General features: G+C 54.8%; 15 protein-coding genes, 2 tRNA genes and 2 pseudogenes. 15 read left to right on the top strand and 4 right to left on the bottom strand.

Translation table 11 applies throughout. From position 1 onward, the window contains the following. Positions 1–39: 39 nt before the first annotated feature. Both B3B59_RS20410 and dkgB read left to right on the top strand, forming a co-directional pair. Positions 40–116, top strand: a tRNA-Asp gene (locus B3B59_RS20410). 162 nt (positions 117–278) lie between these two features. Next, positions 279–1082 (top strand): 2,5-didehydrogluconate reductase DkgB, encoded by an 804-nt coding sequence (gene dkgB / locus B3B59_RS20405; RefSeq protein WP_212477147.1) that lies wholly within the window; start codon positions 279–281, stop codon positions 1080–1082. A 22-nt stretch (positions 1083–1104) separates the two neighbouring features. On the opposite strand, the gene yafC is transcribed toward dkgB, so the two are convergent. Further along, complete coding sequence (gene yafC / locus B3B59_RS20400; protein ID WP_286809862.1) at positions 1105–2010, bottom strand: DNA-binding transcriptional regulator YafC; 906 nt, start codon at positions 2008–2010, stop codon at positions 1105–1107. A gap of 103 nt (positions 2011–2113) precedes the next feature. On the opposite strand from yafC, the gene B3B59_RS20395 reads away from it, so the two are divergent. The 3 genes from B3B59_RS20395 to B3B59_RS20385 all read left to right on the top strand — a co-directional run bounded on the left by B3B59_RS20395 (position 2114) and on the right by B3B59_RS20385 (position 5155). After that, positions 2114–3304: an MFS transporter gene (locus B3B59_RS20395; RefSeq protein WP_233803077.1), complete on the top strand. Its 1191-nt coding sequence runs from the start codon at positions 2114–2116 to the stop codon at positions 3302–3304. 197 nt (positions 3305–3501) lie between these two features. Then, positions 3502–4302, top strand: coding sequence for an endonuclease/exonuclease/phosphatase family protein (locus tag B3B59_RS20390; RefSeq protein WP_046886696.1), 801 nt, complete (start codon positions 3502–3504; stop codon positions 4300–4302). A gap of 82 nt (positions 4303–4384) precedes the next feature. Then, complete coding sequence (locus tag B3B59_RS20385; protein ID WP_286809861.1) at positions 4385–5155, top strand: class I SAM-dependent methyltransferase; 771 nt, start codon at positions 4385–4387, stop codon at positions 5153–5155. Between the two features lie 52 nt (positions 5156–5207). Here B3B59_RS20385 and mltD read toward each other — a convergent pair whose 3' ends face one another. Continuing rightward, the gene (gene mltD, locus B3B59_RS20380) at positions 5208–6575 is read right to left on the bottom strand and encodes a murein transglycosylase D (RefSeq protein ID WP_286809860.1); all 1368 of its coding nucleotides are present in this window, start codon (positions 6573–6575) and stop codon (positions 5208–5210) included. A gap of 71 nt (positions 6576–6646) precedes the next feature. Next, positions 6647–7402 carry a hydroxyacylglutathione hydrolase gene (gene gloB, locus B3B59_RS20375; protein WP_286809859.1) on the bottom strand — a complete coding sequence of 252 codons (756 nt, stop codon included), beginning with the start codon at positions 7400–7402 and terminating at the stop codon, positions 6647–6649. Positions 7403–7434: 32 nt separating this feature from the next. On the opposite strand from gloB, the gene B3B59_RS20370 reads away from it, so the two are divergent. Then, positions 7435–8151 (top strand): class I SAM-dependent methyltransferase, encoded by a 717-nt coding sequence (locus tag B3B59_RS20370; protein WP_286809858.1) that lies wholly within the window; start codon positions 7435–7437, stop codon positions 8149–8151. On the opposite strand, the pseudogene rnhA reads toward B3B59_RS20370, so the two are convergent. Continuing rightward, a pseudogene (rnhA, locus tag B3B59_RS20365) lies at positions 8152–8728 on the bottom strand (ribonuclease HI). It lies immediately after the preceding gene. Between rnhA and dnaQ the strand changes: the two are divergent. The 9 genes and pseudogenes from dnaQ (at position 8682) to B3B59_RS20320 (ending at position 17799) form a co-directional block, all read left to right on the top strand. Beyond that, positions 8682–9413 carry a DNA polymerase III subunit epsilon gene (dnaQ, locus tag B3B59_RS20360; RefSeq protein WP_040077050.1) on the top strand — a complete coding sequence of 244 codons (732 nt, stop codon included), beginning with the start codon at positions 8682–8684 and terminating at the stop codon, positions 9411–9413. The pseudogene rnhA and the gene dnaQ overlap by 47 nt on opposite strands. A gap of 130 nt (positions 9414–9543) precedes the next feature. Then, positions 9544–9620 (top strand) — tRNA-Asp (locus B3B59_RS20355). A gap of 402 nt (positions 9621–10022) precedes the next feature. Next, complete coding sequence (locus tag B3B59_RS20350) at positions 10023–10742, top strand: FadR/GntR family transcriptional regulator (protein WP_286809857.1); 720 nt, start codon at positions 10023–10025, stop codon at positions 10740–10742. Continuing rightward, a complete protein-coding gene (locus B3B59_RS20345) occupies positions 10739–11752 on the top strand; it encodes an ABC transporter ATP-binding protein (RefSeq protein WP_263616453.1) in 1014 nt (337 codons plus the stop codon). The genes B3B59_RS20350 and B3B59_RS20345 overlap by 4 nt, the downstream gene beginning before the upstream one ends. Further along, positions 11749–12831: an ABC transporter ATP-binding protein gene (locus B3B59_RS20340; RefSeq protein WP_046886703.1), complete on the top strand. Its 1083-nt coding sequence runs from the start codon at positions 11749–11751 to the stop codon at positions 12829–12831. Before B3B59_RS20345 ends, B3B59_RS20340 begins: the two co-directional genes overlap by 4 nt. A gap of 2 nt (positions 12832–12833) precedes the next feature. After that, on the top strand, positions 12834–14348 hold the full coding sequence (locus B3B59_RS20335; RefSeq protein WP_286809856.1) for an ABC transporter substrate-binding protein: 1515 nt from the start codon (positions 12834–12836) through the stop codon (positions 14346–14348). A 21-nt stretch (positions 14349–14369) separates the two neighbouring features. Beyond that, positions 14370–15311 carry an ABC transporter permease gene (locus B3B59_RS20330; protein ID WP_040077043.1) on the top strand — a complete coding sequence of 314 codons (942 nt, stop codon included), beginning with the start codon at positions 14370–14372 and terminating at the stop codon, positions 15309–15311. Positions 15312–15313: 2 nt separating this feature from the next. Then, positions 15314–16188, top strand: a pseudogene (locus B3B59_RS20325) (ABC transporter permease). Between the two features lie 9 nt (positions 16189–16197). Further along, entirely contained in the window at positions 16198–17799 is a 1602-nt protein-coding gene (locus tag B3B59_RS20320) for a gamma-glutamyltransferase family protein (protein ID WP_233803184.1), read from the top strand. Positions 17800–17857 lie beyond the last annotated feature (58 nt).

The raw sequence follows: 17857 nt of genomic DNA, 5'->3' as shown, positions 1-17857 counted from the left end.
GCCGGTGCACTAACCCGGTGTTTACAAAAAGAATACGGTGGAGCGGTAGTTCAGTCGGTTAGAATACCTGCCTGTCACGCAGGGGGTCGCGGGTTCGAGTCCCGTCCGTTCCGCCACTTATTGAAAGCCCTGAGCATCTGCTCAGGGCTTTTTTTTCGTCCGCGCTATTATTATTGCTTGAACAGCAAAAATCCTCTGCGTTTCACGATCTTTTTCTGCATAACGACAGCAGCGATAATCTTCCTCACTTAATAACAAAATGATTTATGAGGAATGACATGACTATCCCTGCACTTGGTCTGGGCACTTTCCGTCTGAAAGACAACGTTGTTATCGCGTCGGTAAAAACTGCCCTTGAACTGGGCTATCGCACCATTGATACGGCGCAGATTTATGATAATGAAGCGGCCATTGGCCAGGCCATTGAAGAGAGCGGTATACCGCGTGACGCGCTTTTTATCACCACCAAAATCTGGACCGAGAATCTCAGCAAAGAAAAGCTGATCCCAAGCCTCATAGAGAGTCTGAAGAAGCTGCGTACTGAATACGTTGATTTGACCCTAATCCATTGGCCTTCGCCAAACGATGCGGTCTCTGTCGAAACGTTCATGCAGGCACTGCTGGAAGCGAAAGAACAGGGTTTGACTCGCCAGATCGGGATCTCTAACTTCACCATTCCACTGATGGAAAAAGCCATTGCAGCCGTGGGCGCGGAGAATATTGCAACGAATCAGATTGAATTATCGCCCTATCTGCAGAATCGCAAAGTAGTGAGCTGGGCAAAAGAGCACGGTATCCATATCACCTCTTATATGACCCTGGCTTATGGTAAAGCGCTAAAAGATGACGTTATTGTTCGTATCGCCGACAAACATAATGCGACACCAGCTCAGATCATTCTGGCCTGGGCTTTAGGAGAAGGATTCGCGGTGATCCCTTCCTCGACTAAACGTGAGAATCTGGCGAGCAACCTGCTGGCGCAGGATCTCAAGTTGGATGACGAAGATAGAAAAGCGATCGCGGCGCTAGAGTGTAACGATCGTCTGGTGAGTCCGGAGGGATTAGCGCCAGACTGGGATTAATGTTTTCTGGCTCTCTGAACCCTTACTCAGCTCCTTCGGGAGCTGTTTTTATACGTTCACTCAGAAAATCAATGAAGGCGCGGATCCGCGTGCTTACCGCTCTGTCGCTGTAGTACACGGCACTGAAAGGCATCTCAACGGGCAGACGTTTATCTGCCATCAACTCTACCAGCTCGCCTCGGGCTATTTCTTTATCAATCATGTAGTCAGACAGACAAGCGATCCCATTTCCCTCCAGACAGAGCTGTTTTAGCGTCTCTCCGCTGTTGGAAGACAATCCACACTCAATTTCATGTAGCTGCCCGTCATGGCAGGCTAGCGGCCACGTATTCAGGGACAAAGGCTCGGTAAAACCCAGGCACATATGTCGTTTGAGATCGTTCACCGTTGCGGGTTCGCCAAATTCTTCAAGATAGGCCGGAGAAGCAATAATCTTACGATAACTTTTAAACAGAGGGCGAGCGCGGAGGCTGGAGTCGGTTAATGTACCCGCCCTAATGGCGACATCAACCTTTCTCTCAATAAGATTAATAAATGTCTCTGAGGAGACCAGCGAAAGCGTCATTTCAGGATAACGTTCACGGAAAGGTTTGATGAGCGGCATCAGGAAATGCAGCACGACCGGCGTGGCGGCATCAATGCGTAATAACCCGCGCGGTGTGTTACGGCTCTCGATGATCTCGGTTTCTGCCGCTGCCATCTCCTGCAGTATGGACTGCACCCGGCGGAAATAGCGCTCTCCCTCTTCCGTCAGGCTGAGTTGCCGCGTCGTGCGGTTTAACAAGCTGACGCCAAGCTTCATCTCAAGCTTCTTCACTGACCGACTTACTGCTGAGTTGGCTTGCCCAAGCTGCTCCGCAGCACGACTAAAGCTTCCGCTTTCGACCACGGCGACAAAGATTGCCAGCTCTTCTGAGGTTGCTTTCATTGTTGCTATTTCCGCAAAATTATATTGATACTTTGACCATTTTTGTTATTTAAGCACTAACGCATACTACGTGTCATCTTAATCCTGATGAGACGGAGTTATTATGCCACTGGCATTACTTGCCCTGACGATCAGTGCCTTTGCAATTGGCACGACCGAATTTGTTATCGTAGGTTTAGTCCCTACCATCGCCGAACAACTTGCTATTACGCTGCCTTCAGCGGGGTTGTTGGTTTCCATCTATGCGCTCGGCGTCGCCATCGGCGCGCCAGTCCTGACCGCGCTCACAAGCCGTTTGCCGAGAAAGCAGTTACTCATAGGGCTGATGGTACTTTTCACCGCCGGGAACATGCTTGCCTGGCAGGCGCCAGATTATACGACGCTGGTGATTGCGCGCCTGCTTACCGGCCTGGCTCATGGGGTGTTCTTCTCGATTGGTTCGACCATAGCGACAAGCTTAGTGCCGAAAGAGAAAGCCGCATCGGCTATTGCCATTATGTTTGGCGGATTAACGGTCGCGCTGGTAACGGGAGTACCGCTGGGGACCTTTATTGGGCAGCACTTCGGCTGGCGTGAGACGTTTCTTGCGGTCTCTTTACTGGGCGTCATTGCGTTAGTGAGCAGTGTGTTATTGATCCCATCAAATATTCCGGGTCGTACAGCGGCGACACTGCGTGAGCAACTGCAAGTGCTCACACACCCGAGACTGTTGATCATTTATGTCATTACCGCCCTCGGTTATGGTGGCGTGTTTACGGCGTTTACCTTCCTGGCACCTATGATGCAGAACCTGGCTGGCTTTTCCCCCAGCGCAGTGAGCTGGATCCTGCTGGGTTATGGTGTCTCTGTCGCGATAGGCAATATTTGGGGCGGTAAACTTGCGGATAAACAGGGTGCCGTGCCGGCATTGAAGATTATTTTTGCAGCCCTGGTGATATTACTGATGGTGTTCCAGTTTACTGCGTCGATTCAATATGCCGCGCTGGCAACTGTACTGGTCATGGGGATTTTTGCCTTTGGTAATGTTCCGGGCCTGCAGGTCTATGTCGTGCAGAAAGCGGAGCAGTATGCCCCGAACGCGGTAGATGTGGCATCTGGCCTGAATATCGCGGCATTCAATATTGGTATCGCACTGGGGTCGATCGTTGGCGGACAAACGGTACAGCATGCTGGGTTAGCGCAAACGCCATGGATAGGTTCCCTTATTGTTCTGGCTGCATTGGTGCTGGTTGGCATCAGCGGCCGTCTGGATAAGACCGACAGCCCCGTTCTGAAAAATGCGTCTGAAGGCTAGTCAATCATTTGATCCTTTTGGTTTAGCGAAGTGATAGTCCTGATAAAGCATCAGGACTATCAACGGTTATGCGGCAGCTTTCATAAACCCATTAAATGTTTCTCACCCATTGCATTGAAAGTGTGACCTGAAAACCTTATAACAATAGTACCCGCCCGTTTTTTGGGCGGTCCATGAGACTGAGGCCGTTTTCAACAGTGCGAAAGAATACCTATGCCATGCGCTATGTAGCCGGACAGCCAGCGGAGAGAATTTTACCTCCGGGCTCGTTTGCGACTATCGGCCAGGCATTGCCAGCCGGTGCGCCGTTAAGCAGCGACGAAAAAATTCGCGTGCTGGTGTGGAACATTTTTAAGCAGCAACGCGCCGAATGGTTATCTGTTCTGAAGAACTTCGGCAAGGATGCGCATCTGGTGTTACTGCAGGAGGCGCAAACGACCCCTGAGCTGGTCAGATTCGCTACCACAAATTACCTGGCTGCCGATCAGGTTCCGGCCTTTGTCCTGCCGCAGCATCCCTCCGGCGTGATGACGCTCTCTGCTGCACACCCGGTCTACTGTTGTCCGCTACGCGAGCGAGAGCCTATTTTGCGGCTGGCCAAATCGGCACTGGTCACGGTCTACCCATTGCCTGACACCCGTTTACTGATGGTCGTAAACATACACGCCGTGAATTTCAGTCTGGGCGTCGATGTCTACAGTAAGCAGTTACTTCCAATAGGCGATCAAATTGCTCACCATAGCGGGCCGATTATCATGGCCGGTGATTTCAATGCCTGGAGCCGCCCGCGGATGAATGCGCTGTATCGCTTTGCCCGTGAAATGTCACTGCGCGAAGTGCGTTTTACCGATGATCAGCGCCGCAAAGCGTTCGGTCGTCCTCTCGATTTCGTCTTCTATCGTGGTTTGAACGTGCACGAAGCCTCTGTACTGGTTACGCGCGCTTCCGACCATAATCCTCTACTAGTTGAATTCAGTCCCGGCAAACCTGAGAAGTAATGGTTCGTCAGGTCTGCCGTGGGGCAGACCTGTGCTGGTGAGGTGCTGCCCTTTCTTTTTTCTAACAACAAAGGACAGTACGATGACAACACAATCCCATCATGACAACGTAGAAAAACAGTTCGGTTCACAGGCAAGCGCTTATCTGACAAGTGCAGTACACGCGTCGGGACGCGATTTAGTGCGTCTGGGCGAGCGTCTCGCCTCATTTCCAGACGCCCAGGTACTGGATTTAGGCTGTGGGGCAGGGCACGCCAGCTTTATTGCCGCCGGGCAGGTTGCAGGGGTGACCGCCTATGACTTATCCAGCCAGATGCTCGATGTGGTTAACGCGGCAGCAAAGGAAAAAGGGCTGACCAATGTGACTACCCGACAAGGGTATGCAGAATCATTGCCGTTTGCCGAGGGGAGCTTCGACGTGGTGATCAGCCGCTATTCAGCACACCACTGGCATGACGTCGGACAGGCGCTGCGCGAGGTTAAGCGGGTACTGAAACCTGGCGGTATTTTCATCATTATGGACGTGATGGCGCCAGGCCACCCGGTACGTGATATCTGGTTACAGACCGTCGAAGCGCTGCGCGATACCTCGCACGTACGTAACTACAGTAGCGGCGAATGGTTAACGTGGATGACCGAAGCGGGATTAATAGCTCGCACGATGGTGACCGATCGCTTACCGCTGGAGTTCAGCTCCTGGATCGCCAGAATGCGCACGCCAGAAGCACTGAGCCAGGCGATTCGACTCTATCAGCAGAGCGCATCCGCTGAAGTGAAAGCGTACTTCGAACTGCAGAGTGACGGCTCTTTTACCAGCGATACCCTTTTTGCTGAGGCGCAAGAGGCCAGCTAAATAAAAAAAGGCACCGAGGGGAATCGGTGCCTTTTTCTTTCTGCGCCTGTTATCAGGAGTCTGGCGTTGCGTTGTTTTTTACAAACAACGTCAACTGGTCGCCTGGCTGCAGGTTGTCAGTATCATCATTCCAGCGCATCACATCTTTGATGTTTACGCCGTGCGTTTTCGCGATACTGGAGAGCGAATCACCTTTGCGAACACGATAGGTAATGCTATCGCTGTTGCGGGCAAGACGCTGCGCGCTAGTACCCGCACCAACGGTCAGGTTCTGACCTACCTTCAGGTTTGAACCACGCAGATTGTTCCACTGCTGCAAATCTTTGCTGCTCACGCCGAGTCGTGAAGCGATGCCCGAAAGCGTATCGCCTGAACGAACCTTATAGCTACGGCTACTGACCGGTGAGTTATCGGCGAGCAGGGTTGACTGCACCGCAGCGATTTCACCAGACGCCAGCGAGTTACGTAACTGTTCTGCATGCTTCTGCGGCACCAGCACGTATTTCGGACCACTGTTACCTAACGTCGTACCCTTCACGCCAGCGTTAAAGGCTTTCAGTTTCGTCACCGAGATGCCCGCCATATCGGCAACCTGCTTAAGTTCTACAGGATTGCTCAGACGCACTCTCGCCAGTGCCCGACTCTCGTCGGAAGTCGGTAACTGCACCCCATAACGTTTGCTGTTTTTGAGAATATCGCTCAAAGCCAGCATTTTTGGGACATACAGTTTGGTTTCCCGTGGCAGTGGAAGCGACCAAAAGTCCGTGGGTTTGCCACGCGCTTTATTCGCTTTCATTGCCTTCAGTACACGACCTTCACCGCTGTTGTAAGCCGCGACAGTTAGCAGCCAGTCACCGTCAAACATCTTGTTCAGACGCTGCATCATATCGAGAGCGGCCGTAGTTGAGGCGACCACATCACGACGCGCATCGTAGCTGCGAGTCTGTTTTAAACCATAATTGCGCCCTGTGCTCGGTATGATCTGCCAAATACCTGCGGCATTGGCACCAGACGTTGCGTGTGGGTCAAAAGCGCTCTCCACTATGGGTAGGAGTACCAGCTCCATCGGCATGTTACGTTTCTTAACTTGCCCGGCTATCCAGTACATATACGGCTCTGCCCGTAAAGTTACATCGTGGAGATAGCTCTTATTTCTTAAATACTTCTGTTTCTGTTCGCGTATCCGGCTGTTTTCCGGAATTCCCATCTTTAGCTCGTCGCCAATAGAGGCCCACAAGTCCTGTTCCTGCGCAAATGACGTCCCATCGTCCATCCATCGCGCCGAACTTGTAAACTTCCCTGCTTCCCCTTGACCAGCTGCAGAAAGGCTCTGTGCGTGCTGTTGTACGTTGCCAGTGTTCTGAGACGCCTGGCAACCCACAAGCAGGACAGAGGCGAGTAAAATCGCTTTTGCCTTCATGTGTGTGTCAATAGTTGCTTAAAAGACGAGCGATGATAACGACCAATTTTTGAAAAGGCAACCCGCAATTGTTAAAAGTTGTCTTTCTTAGCCCTCAACCATGCGAAACAGCCCTCAGGGTGTTGCACAGTTGTTTCTTTGTTGATTTTATCAATTAAAACAGGATCATCCGTTCGTAGAAAAACATTAACTTTACGTTCATTTTTCAGAATAACAGGGAGTGTTTTTTGGTTTTTTGCACGTAACTCATTAACTTTATGGTAGTAATCGTTTATCGCCCGATCCTCAGGCAGAATGTGTCGGGCAAACTTCATATTTGCTAATGTATATTCATGCGCACAACAAATTAACGTCTCGTCAGGAAGCGCATTTATTTTTTGGAAGGATTGATACATCTGGGCTGGCGTACCTTCAAAAAGTCTTCCGCAGCCGCCAGAGAACATCGTGTCACCGCAAAAAAGATAAGGGAAACTGAAGAAAGAAACATGTCCCAAAGTGTGACCTGGTGTAGCAATTACGGAAAACTCCGACCCCAGTATGAGGATCTTATCGCCATCTTCTACTACGCGTGTCGTACCCTTATCTTGCGTTTCAGCGGGGCCATATACCACAAGATGCGGGAATTTAGCGCGCAGCGCCGTCACGCCGCCCACGTGGTCATGGTGATGATGCGTTAACAGAATGGCGTCAGGCTGCCACTGGTTCTCCTCAATCGCCTGCAGAACTGGCGCGGCTTCGCCGGGATCAACGATCACACAATGGTTTGTATCATTGGTCAAAACCCAGATGTAGTTGTCCTGAAACGCGGGAATACTGATAAGATTCATTTATTACCTCTGACTACGTAGCGGGTGTGTTGATGAAACCGGCAAGGATACCTCAGACAGTCTCACCACCGGAGCGATGGGCCGATTTGCCCTGGGGTGAATACTACCGCGAAGCGCTCGAGCAGCAACTCAAACCCTGGTTTGCAAAAATGTATGGTTTTCACCTGCTTAAGATTGGCAATTTAAGCGCGGAAATCAACTCGGAATGCTGTGCTATCTCGCACCAGGTGAGTGTCTCTCTGGCTGGTCAGCCGCTACAAGTCAAAGCCAATCCATTGCACCTGCCTTTTGCCGAAAAGTCTGTCGATGCTTGTCTGCTGGCGCATACCTTACCCTGGTGTGGCGATCCTCACCGTCTTCTGCGGGAAGCCGATCGGGTGCTTATCGATGATGGCTGGCTGATTTTAAGCAGTTTTAACCCGATGAGTCTGATGGGGCTGCGCAAGCTGGTGCCCGTATTGCGTCGCACACCGCCCTATAACAGCCGCATGTTTACGATGATGCGCCAGCTGGACTGGCTCTCATTACTCAACTTTGAAGTGATGTATCACAGCGGTTTCCAGGTTTTACCCTGGACGCGGCGGGGCGGGAAGTTGCTTAGCACGCATTTCCCGGCGCTGGGCTGCATGCAGGTCATTGTGGCGCGCAAGCGGACTATCCCGCTCACGCTTAATCCGATGAAACAGAGCAAAAGCAAAACGCCGCTGCGTCAGGCTGTGGGTGCCACCCGGCAATACCGGAAGCCTTGATCAAGCCTCCGGCTGATAACCCACATCTTCATGAACCGGATTCATTGCCGCTGCCCGCGCCAGCTCATCACAGCGTTCGTTCTCTGGATGTCCCGCATGGCCTTTAACCCACTCCCAGGTAATCTGGTGCTGGCTTAGTGCGGTATCAAGACGTTTCCACAGGTCGACGTTCTTAACGGGTTTTTTATCTGCTGTCTTCCAGCCGCGTTTCTTCCAGTTATGGATCCACTGGGTGATCCCCTGGCGCACATACTGGCTGTCGGTGCTGAGCACTACATCGCAATGCTCTTTTAAGGCCTCCAGCGCCACAATAGCCGCCATCATCTCCATGCGGTTATTGGTGGTGAGCCGGTAGCCTTCGCTGAAGGTTTTTTCATGCTCGCGATACCGGAGAATCGCGCCATAGCCGCCAGGGCCGGGATTGCCAAGGCAAGATCCATCGGTGAAAATTTCTACCTGTTTACGCATCTCTGGTAGACTTCCTGTTTTGAAACGATCGGTAAACGACAAGTCTGACATAAATGACCGCTATGAGCACTGCAATTACACGACAGATCGTCCTCGATACTGAAACCACCGGTATGAACCAAATCGGGGCGCACTATGAAGGCCACAAGATAATCGAGATCGGGGCGGTCGAGGTCATCAACCGTCGTCTTACCGGCAACAATTTCCATGTCTACCTCAAGCCAGACCGGCTGGTTGATCCTGAAGCCTTTGGCGTTCACGGTATCGCCGATGAGTTTCTGCTCGATAAGCCCACCTTTGCTGACGTCGCCGACGACTTTCTTGAATACATCACCGGCGCAGAGCTGATCATTCATAACGCATCGTTCGATATCGGCTTTATGGACTATGAGTTCAGTAAGCTTAATCGCGGCATTCCTAAAACGGATACCTTCTGTAAGGTGACCGACAGCCTGGCGCTGGCAAGAAGAATGTTCCCGGGCAAGCGTAACAGCCTGGATGCGTTGTGCTCGCGCTACGAAATCGATAACACCAAGCGAACGCTGCACGGCGCACTGCTCGATGCCCAGATCCTGGCCGATGTCTGGCTAACGATGACCGGTGGTCAAACGCTGTTAAAGTTTGGCAGCGATAATGACGCACAGCAGCAGCAAAACGAAGGCGGCATTCAGCGTCTTGTTCGTCAGGCGAGCAATCTGCGGGTTATACGGGCAGGTGATGAGGAGCTGGTAAATCACGAATCACGTCTCGATCTGGTGCAAAAGAAGGGTGGGAGCTGCCTCTGGCGGGCATAAAGCCTGCTTTTTTGCTGTTAATATCATCGGGTGGGCGATTTTTGCAGCAAACGATTAAAAACAAGAGAAAAAGCATTGACGGGGTCTGAGGCAGACCGTAATATTCGCCTCGTTCCCAAGGGAACAATGCGGAGCGGTAGTTCAGTCGGTTAGAATACCTGCCTGTCACGCAGGGGGTCGCGGGTTCGAGTCCCGTCCGTTCCGCCAACATTCAGAAGGCCTGAATCAGAAATGATTCAGGCCTTCGTCGTTTCTACTCTGTCTGTCCTTTCTATCCCCTCTCTTTCTTATCTCACTATTCCTTTTTGTTAACATTTAATTAATTTAAATGGTGCAATTTATTAACAATTGCAGCTTTTTGGTGCAATATTTGCACTGTTATTGTGCGTTTTATCGTCTGCGGGCTTTTTATTCGTTTCTCGATGTAACATTTCTGTAAAGAAATAACCCTTTTTTTATCATCAGCTTATCTGAGCGATCCCAGAAATTTCCTGAACCAATGCGTAATTGGTTCGTTAATTGCTTAATCATTAAGGCAATAAGTAAAAATCTATATCAATAACTTATTGTTAATAAAAATAAAGTAATGATGAAAGCAGGCGAACCAATATGGAAAAAACGTCCGGATTTCTGGCAAATTCCAGTACCGCGCTTGAGCAACTGCGCGGGCTTATCAACCAGCATGAGTCAACACCAGGCATTCCGCTGCCCACTGAACGTGAGCTGTCGGAAAAACTCGGCGTAGGGCGACGGGAAGTTCGTCGTGCGCTGGATGTGCTGGAAGAGGAAGGGCGTATCTGGCGCAAGCAGGGCAAGGGCACGTTTATTGGCCCCGCCGCACCCGTTGAACCCTTAGCCTTGCAGGGGCTGGTTCAGCAGACCAATTTGCTGGAGGTCATGGAAGCCCGTCTGCAGCTCGAACCCGGCTTAGCCCGTCTTGCGGCACTGCGTGCCACCAGGGAAAACCTCGCGCTGATGCAGCGCATGCTTGAACGTATCGACAAGGTCAGCCCGGACGACCGCGATCTGAATGAACTGTGGGACAGCGCTTTTCACCGCGCCATCGCCGAAGCCGCAGGTAATCGCCTGATGCTTGGCCTCTTTGACGCCATCGATGCCGTCAGACGCGATCCTGCCTGGCAGCATCTGCGTGAAATGGCGCGTACGCCGGAGCGCGTCGACGTTTATAACGACCATCACCACAAAATCATCACGGCGATCATTCATCGCCAGCCCAACGAAGCTGCTGCCGCTATGCGCGAGCATCTGCTGAGTCTGCAAACCGCCCTGATCCAGGCGATCAACTTTGAGGATGCTCCCCTGCTATGACGACAATCCCTTTTAAGGAGACCGCGCCAGTACTGCGTCTGCATAATCTCAACGTCAAGTTCGCCGGCTCGCCGGTCAGCGTGCTGGACGGTATTTCACTCAGCGTTAAAGCGGGGGAAACCCTGGCGCTGGTGGGAGAATCAGGCTGCGGAAAGAGCATTACGTCGCTGGCGCTAATGGGGCTGCTCCCCTCAAGCGCGCAAATTGTTAGCGGTGAGATGCAGTTTCGACGCCATGATCTGCGCCAACTCTCGGCGCGTGAATACGCCGACCTGCGCGGCAGCGAAATGGCAATGATCTTCCAGGAGCCGATGACCTCGCTCAACCCGGCCTTTACCCTGGGCGATCAGCTTAGCGAGGCGGTCATGCGCCATCAGAAGGTTTCTAAGCCTGAAGCGATGGCCGTTGCACGACTGATTCTGGAAAAGGTGCAGATCCCGGCGGCAGAAATGCGCCTGAAATCGTATCCGCATCAGCTCTCGGGTGGCATGCGCCAGCGCGTGATGATTGCGATGGCGTTGATCAATCATCCGCGTCTGCTGATTGCCGATGAACCAACGACCGCGCTGGACGTGACTATTCAGGCCCAGATCCTGACGCTGCTAAACACCCTTAAAGACGAGACCGGCACCGCCGTGCTGATGATCACCCACGATCTTGGCGTGGTGGCGGAGGTCGCGCAGCAGGTGGCCGTAATGTATGCCGGGCAGGTGGTCGAGCAGGGGAGCGTTGAGGCGATTTTTGCCGACCCGCAACACCCGTATACCATCGGACTGATGGGCTCTATCCCTTCGATGGGCGCCCGCAAAGGCCAGCTCTCGACCATTCCTGGTGCGGTACCTTTGCCGCAATCCATGCCTGAAGGCTGTCGTTTCGCCACGCGCTGTCCGTTTGCGCAGACTCGCTGCCATAACGAAAAACCGCAGCTCAGTACGCTGGGCGCGGGCCATCAGGTTGCCTGTTTCCGCGTACCGCTTGAGCAGCACATCGCCCTGGGAGAAATTGCATGACCACACCCATTCTGGAAGCTCGCGATCTGAGCAAACTCTTCCCCGGGCCGAAAAAGCTCTTTGCCCCACAGCGCTTTGTCACCGCGGTGGATCGGGTCTCGCTCTCGGTTATGCCTGGCGAAACGCTGGCGATAGTCGGCGAGTCGGGCTCGGGTAAATCGACCCTGGGCCGTCTATTGCTACGTCTGCTGGCGGCGAGTGAAGGGCGCGTTTTTTATCAGGGCGAGGAGATCACCCATGCTTCGGGTTCCCGTCTGAACCAGCTGCGTCGTGAGTTGCAAATTATCTTTCAGGATCCCTTTGCCTCGCTAAACCCGCGCATGACGGTGGAGCAGATCGTCGGTGAGCCGCTGTGGCTGCATCAGGATATGAAAAAAGCCGATCGTCAACACCGGGTGGTGGAGCTATTAAAAACCGTTGGATTACCGGCCGCCTGGGCGGAGCGCTATCCCCACGAGTTTTCCGGTGGGCAGCGTCAACGTATCGGGATCGCACGCGCACTGGCTTCGGGGCCAAAGCTGCTGCTGGGGGATGAGCCTGTCTCGGCGCTGGATGTCTCGGTTCAGGCGCAGGTGGTCAACCTGCTGGAAAGTCTAAAACATCAGCTGGGTCTGACCATGGTCATCGTGGCGCACGGCCTGGCGGTGATCCGCCACATGAGCGACCGCGTAGCCGTCATGTACCTCGGGCAGATCGTCGAGCTGGCGACGGTAGATGAAATTTTTGACGCGCCGCTGCATCCCTATACCCAGGCGTTGATTGCCTCTGCTCCGCAGATGCAGCCGGGTGCCCAGCGCGATACCCCCTTGCTACAGGGCGATTTGCCGAATCCGGCGGATCCCCCCAGCGGATGTCGTTTCCACACTCGCTGTCCTTACGTCACGGATGAATGCCGCCAGGTAGAGCCGATCGATCAGGTTCTGGAAGGTGGACGTCAGGTGGCCTGCCATCGCTGGCAGGAGATCAACCGCGATCGCAGTGTTATCCAGATAGCACCGCCATCGGCAGCCTTTTTGCGACGCCGCGCGCTGTTCGAACACGCGGCAACCCACTCCTCTCTTCCAGCCAGGAACTCATGATAATGACAATGCGAAATTCTCTTTTGACCGTACTGGGAAGTGTTATGTTGCTGGGCGCGGCGCTGCCTGCGCAGTCTGAAACCGTGCTGCGCATCGGCCTCGGTGCTGATCCCGATATGCTCGATCCTCACCTGGCGCGCACCTATTATGGCCGCTTTGTCTTCGCCTCGCTGTGTGACAGGCTGGTGGACGTGGACGAGCACCTGAAAGTGGTGCCAGGGCTGGCAAAAGACTGGACATGGAGCGAAGACGGTAAAACCCTGACCATGAATCTGCGCGAGGGGGTCACCTTCCACGATGGCGAAAAGTTTGATGCGGCTGCGGCGAAATATAACCTCGATCGCGCCCTCACGCTGAAAGGTTCTCTGCGTAAAAGCGAAATCTCCTCCATCGAATCGGTGGAAGTGAAAAGCCCAACCCAGATTGCTATCCACCTGAAGACCCCGGACGCGGCGCTGCTGATGCAGCTTACCGACCGTGCCGGCGCAATGATGGCGCCGCAAGCCGCGGTGAAACCCGACTTCGCCGCGCATCCGGTCTGCTCTGGCCCCTATAAATTTGACAGCCGCGTCTCGCAGGATCGCATCGTGCTGAGCCGTTTCGATAATTACTGGAACAAAGAGGCCTACCACTTCGACAAAATCATTTATCTGCCGATCCCGGATGCGTCGGTGCGTCTGGCGAACCTGCGCGCGGGCGATCTGGATCTCACGGAAGGCGTCGCCGCAAGCGATGTCAAAACCGTTGAGGCCGACAGCAAACTGGCGCTGGCGAAGGTCACTGGCCTCGGCTACCAGGGCATCACCTTTAATATCAATAACGGCAAGGTGTCGAAAAACGATCCGTTCCAGGATGCTCGCGTGCGTGAAGCCTTCTCACAGGCGATTGACCGCGATGCGCTGAACCAGGTGGTGTTCGAAGGACTCTATACGCCAGCAAACCAGGCGTTCTCGCCGGTCAGTCCTTACCATGTGAAGGTGCCGGTGCCGCCGCGCGACGTTGAAAAAGCCAAAGCGCTGCTGAAAGCCGCGGGTGTGACCACGCCGCTGAACGTCAATCTGCTGGTGCCGAATAACCCCACCTCGCAGCAGGTAGGCCAGGTATTGCAGGCGATGGTGGCGGAAGCGGGCTTTAACCTCAATCTGCAAATGACCGAGTTTGCCACGTTACTGGATCGCCAGCAGAGCGGCGATTATCAGCTGAGCTTCTCCGGCTGGTCAGGCCGCCCTGATCCCGATGGCAGCATTTATGGCTTCATCAACAGCAAGGGCAACCTCAACGATGGGCGCTACAGCAACGCGCAGGTAGACGAGTGGCTGGCGCAGGCACGTCTGAGCAACGACCCGGCAGTACGCCAGCCGCTCTACAACAACGTCGTGAAGCAACTGCAAACCGATATGCCTATTGCCTACCTCTATTTCGAACCGCGTATTTTCGGTCTGAATAAGAACGTGCAGGGGTTCAAGCCCTATCCGGACGGTATCGTGCGTCTGGCGGGCCTGTCGCTGGCCAAATAACTGAGGGCGTGAGGAGAAACCATGCTGGAACTGATTTGCAAACGCCTGCTGCTGGCCATCCCGACCTTGCTGCTTGTGAGCATGATGGTCTTCGGGCTGCAAAAGTTGCTGCCCGGCGACCCGCTGATTGCGATGGCGGGAGAGGAGCGTGACCCGGCGGTCATCGCTCAACTGCGCGCGGAGTTAAACCTCGACGCACCGCTACCGGTGCAGTATTACGACTGGCTGACCCGCGCGCTGCAGGGCGACCTCGGTGTCTCCTTACGTACCCATGAACCGGTTACCACGCTGATTGCCAGCAAGTTGCCGGTAACTCTTGAGCTGTCGCTGCTGGCGATGATCATCGCGCTGGTGTTTGGCATCAGCATGGGGATCCTTGCCGCGGTGAATAAAAATAGCTGGGTGGATCATGGGGCTAACTTCGTGGCGATCTCCGGGATCTCGATACCGCACTTCTGGCTGGGGATCCTGCTGATTCTGGTCTTCTCGGTCAATCTGCAGTGGCTTCCCGCCTCAGGCTATGTGCCGTTTAGCGAAGATCCCCTGCAGAACCTGCGCACGCTGCTGCTGCCTGCATCGGTGCTGGGTACCGGCCTGGCGGCGACGCTCATGCGCCATACCCGAGCCTCGATGATCGCGGTATTGAAGGCAGATTATATCCGTACCGCGCGGGCCAAAGGGCTGCTGCCCAACGCGGTGATCCTCAAGCACGCATTCCGCAACGCGCTGGTGCCGGTGATCACCCTTACCACGCTGTTGTTTGGCGAGTTGCTGGGCGGGGCGGTCCTGACAGAACAGGTCTTCACTATTCCAGGCTTCGGCAAAATGATCGTCGATTCTGTCTTTAACCGCGACTACGCGGTAGTGCAGGGCGTGGTGCTAATTGTGGCTATCGGCTTCCTGATGCTGAACCTGCTGGCGGACGTCCTCTACGTGCTTATCAACCCGAAAATGCGAGGTTAATTATGGCGGAACTGACTACTCAATCCGTTGCGGCCGTCACCCCCCGCGCGCAAAACCGGGTGCTGAAAAAATTTCTCGCCAACAAGAGTGCGGTGATAGGGGCAGTGGTTGTCGGGATCTTTGTCCTGATTGCGCTGCTGGCACCCTGGATTGCCCCGTTCGATCCGGTGAAAGCGAACTTCCTCGCGGTCCGTAAGCCGCCGTCGGAGCTGTTCTGGTTTGGCTCCGACGAACTGGGGCGCGACATTCTGTCACGCATCATCTGGGGCGCGCGTACCTCGCTGATGGCGGGCTGTGTCTCGGTGGTGATTGCGGTGGTTATCGGCGTCCCGCTGGGGCTGGTGGCGGGCTACTTCCAGGGGATCTGGGATGGCGTCATCTCCCGTTTTATCGAGGCGCTGCTGGCCTGCCCGTTCCTGATCATGGCTATCGCGCTGGGGGCGTTTTTAGGCCCGAGCCTGACCAACGCCATGATCGCCATCGGTCTTTCGGCGATGCCGATTTTTGCTCGCCTGACGCGTGGCCAGGTGATCGCTATTCGCAACGAAGAGTACATCGACGGCGCGCGGGCAATCGGCCTGCCGGACCGTTGGATCATCATCAAATATGTGCTGCCAAACGTGATGTCACCGATTCTGGTGCAGGCCACGCTGGCGATTGCTTCAGCGATTATTGCCGAAGCCAGCCTTTCGTTTTTGGGGTTGGGCCAGCAACCGCAAACCCCTCCTGGGGCTCGATGCTGAACACGGCAAAAGGTTTTCTTGAACAGGCGCCCTGGATGTCTGTTTTTCCCGGTATCGCCATATTCCTGGCGGTGCAGGGCTTTAATTTACTCGGTGACGGCCTGCGCGATGCGCTCGACCCGCGCCACGACTAAGGAGTCATGATGACCAAAGCGCTTGATTTTACGACCGGTTACGATTCTCGCCGTCCGCCCATGATGGGACATAACGCGGTGGCTACGTCACAGCCGCTGGCGGCGCAGGCAGGTATGCGTATGCTGCAACTGGGTGGTAATGCGGTCGATGCCGCGGTCGCCACCGCCATGGCGCTGACCGTGGTGGAGCCAACGGGTTGCGGCATCGGCAGCGATGCCTTCGCCATCATCTGGGATGGCGAAAAGCTGCATGGTCTGAACGCCTCCGGGCGCTCGCCGGCCAGCTGGCATGCGGATCTCTTTGCCGGGAAAACCGCCATGCCCGAGCTGGGCTGGGATGCAGTAACCGTGCCTGGCGCGGTCTCCGGCTGGGTGGCTCTGGCAGAGCGTTTCGGCACGCTGCCCCTCACCACGCTGGCACAGCCTGCCATTGAATATGCGCGGAATGGCTTCCCGGTATCGCCGCTGATTGGCCATCTCTGGCAGCGCGGTTACAACAAACTAAAAGATCAGCCCGGCTTTAGCGCCTGCTTCGCGCCGGAAGGCCGCGCGCCGCGGGTGGGCGAGATCTTCCGCAATCCGGCGCAGGCGGAGTCGCTGGAGCTGATTGCCAAAACCAATGGCGAGGCCTTTTACCGGGGCGAGCTGGCAGAGAAAATTGCCGCCTTTGCAACCGAGCATGGCGCACACCTGACGAAAGACGATCTTGCCAACCATCGCGTGGATTGGGTGGAGCTGCTGTCACGTGATTTTGCCGGCGGTTCCGTTCAGGAGTTACCGCCTAACGGCCAGGGCATTGCGACGCTGATCGCGCTGGGCATTCTGGAGCAGTGCGGCATTGAGAAGCATCACCCGGACTCCGTGCAGTCGCTGCACCTCTCCATTGAGGCCATGAAGCTGGCACTGGCGGATCTTGACCGCTATGTGGCCGATGAAGCGCATATGGAATTTGCCGCCAAAGAGCTGCTGAGCGACCATTATCTGAAGTCACGCGCCGCGCTAATCGACCCGGATAACGCCTCTGACTTTGTCTACGGTTCACCGACTCAGAGCGGCACGGTCTATCTTTCTACGGCCGACGCCAGCGGAATGATGGTCTCGTTCATCCAGTCTAACTTTATGGGCTTTGGCTCAGGCGTAGTAGTGCCAGATACCGGTATCAGCCTGCAAAACCGCGGTTGCGGCTTTGTGCTGGATCCTAAACACCCGAACACGCTGGCGGGCAGCAAGCGTCCGTTCCACACCATCATTCCTGGCTTTGCGATGGACGGCAACGGCAAACCGCTGATGTCCTTTGGCGTGATGGGCGGGCCGATGCAGGCGCAAGGGCATATGCAGATGGCGCTGCGAATTATGCTGCACGGCCAGAACCCGCAGGCCGCGATCGATGCGCCGCGCTGGCGCGTAGTGCAGGGCAGGGAGGTGATCGTCGAATCCACCTTCGATCGCAATACCATCGCCGCGCTGCGTGCACGTGGGCATCAGATTGTGGTGGAGGATCCGCTGCAAGAGTACAACTTTGGCGGCGCACAGGTGATCTATCGCTTGCCGGAGGGGCACTATGTTGCCGCGACGGAGAGCCGCAAAGATGGGCAGGCGTTAGTGAGTTAGTGATTGTCCTTAGGGGAGAGGGAACGGCATTACACGGTTCCCTCGCCCCTTTGGAGAG

This window comes from Leclercia sp. UBA2479, from assembly GCF_002341985.1.
GTDB classification, from domain to species: domain Bacteria; phylum Pseudomonadota; class Gammaproteobacteria; order Enterobacterales; family Enterobacteriaceae; genus Enterobacter; species Enterobacter pneumoniae.
This window is presented reverse-complemented; position numbering and strand designations above follow the sequence as displayed.

Bases quoted from the DNA above. Each gene is read 5' to 3' on its own strand.
- B3B59_RS20340 (WP_046886703.1), top strand. From the start codon at position 11,749: ATGACCACACCCATTCTGGAAGCTCGCGATCTGAGCAAACTCTTCCCC.
- B3B59_RS20350 (WP_286809857.1), top strand. From the start codon at position 10,023: ATGGAAAAAACGTCCGGATTTCTGGCAAATTCCAGTACCGCGCTTGAG.
- B3B59_RS20370 (WP_286809858.1), top strand. From the start codon at position 7,435: ATGAAACCGGCAAGGATACCTCAGACAGTCTCACCACCGGAGCGATGG.
- B3B59_RS20385 (WP_286809861.1), top strand. From the start codon at position 4,385: ATGACAACACAATCCCATCATGACAACGTAGAAAAACAGTTCGGTTCA.
- dkgB (WP_212477147.1), top strand. From the start codon at position 279: ATGACTATCCCTGCACTTGGTCTGGGCACTTTCCGTCTGAAAGACAAC.
- gloB (WP_286809859.1), bottom strand. From the start codon at position 7,402: ATGAATCTTATCAGTATTCCCGCGTTTCAGGACAACTACATCTGGGTT.
- mltD (WP_286809860.1), bottom strand. From the start codon at position 6,575: ATGAAGGCAAAAGCGATTTTACTCGCCTCTGTCCTGCTTGTGGGTTGC.
- B3B59_RS20335 (WP_286809856.1), top strand. From the start codon at position 12,834: ATGACAATGCGAAATTCTCTTTTGACCGTACTGGGAAGTGTTATGTTG.
- B3B59_RS20395 (WP_233803077.1), top strand. From the start codon at position 2,114: ATGCCACTGGCATTACTTGCCCTGACGATCAGTGCCTTTGCAATTGGC.
- dnaQ (WP_040077050.1), top strand. From the start codon at position 8,682: ATGAGCACTGCAATTACACGACAGATCGTCCTCGATACTGAAACCACC.
- B3B59_RS20320 (WP_233803184.1), top strand. From the start codon at position 16,198: ATGACCAAAGCGCTTGATTTTACGACCGGTTACGATTCTCGCCGTCCG.
- yafC (WP_286809862.1), bottom strand. From the start codon at position 2,010: ATGAAAGCAACCTCAGAAGAGCTGGCAATCTTTGTCGCCGTGGTCGAA.
- B3B59_RS20330 (WP_040077043.1), top strand. From the start codon at position 14,370: ATGCTGGAACTGATTTGCAAACGCCTGCTGCTGGCCATCCCGACCTTG.
- B3B59_RS20345 (WP_263616453.1), top strand. From the start codon at position 10,739: ATGACGACAATCCCTTTTAAGGAGACCGCGCCAGTACTGCGTCTGCAT.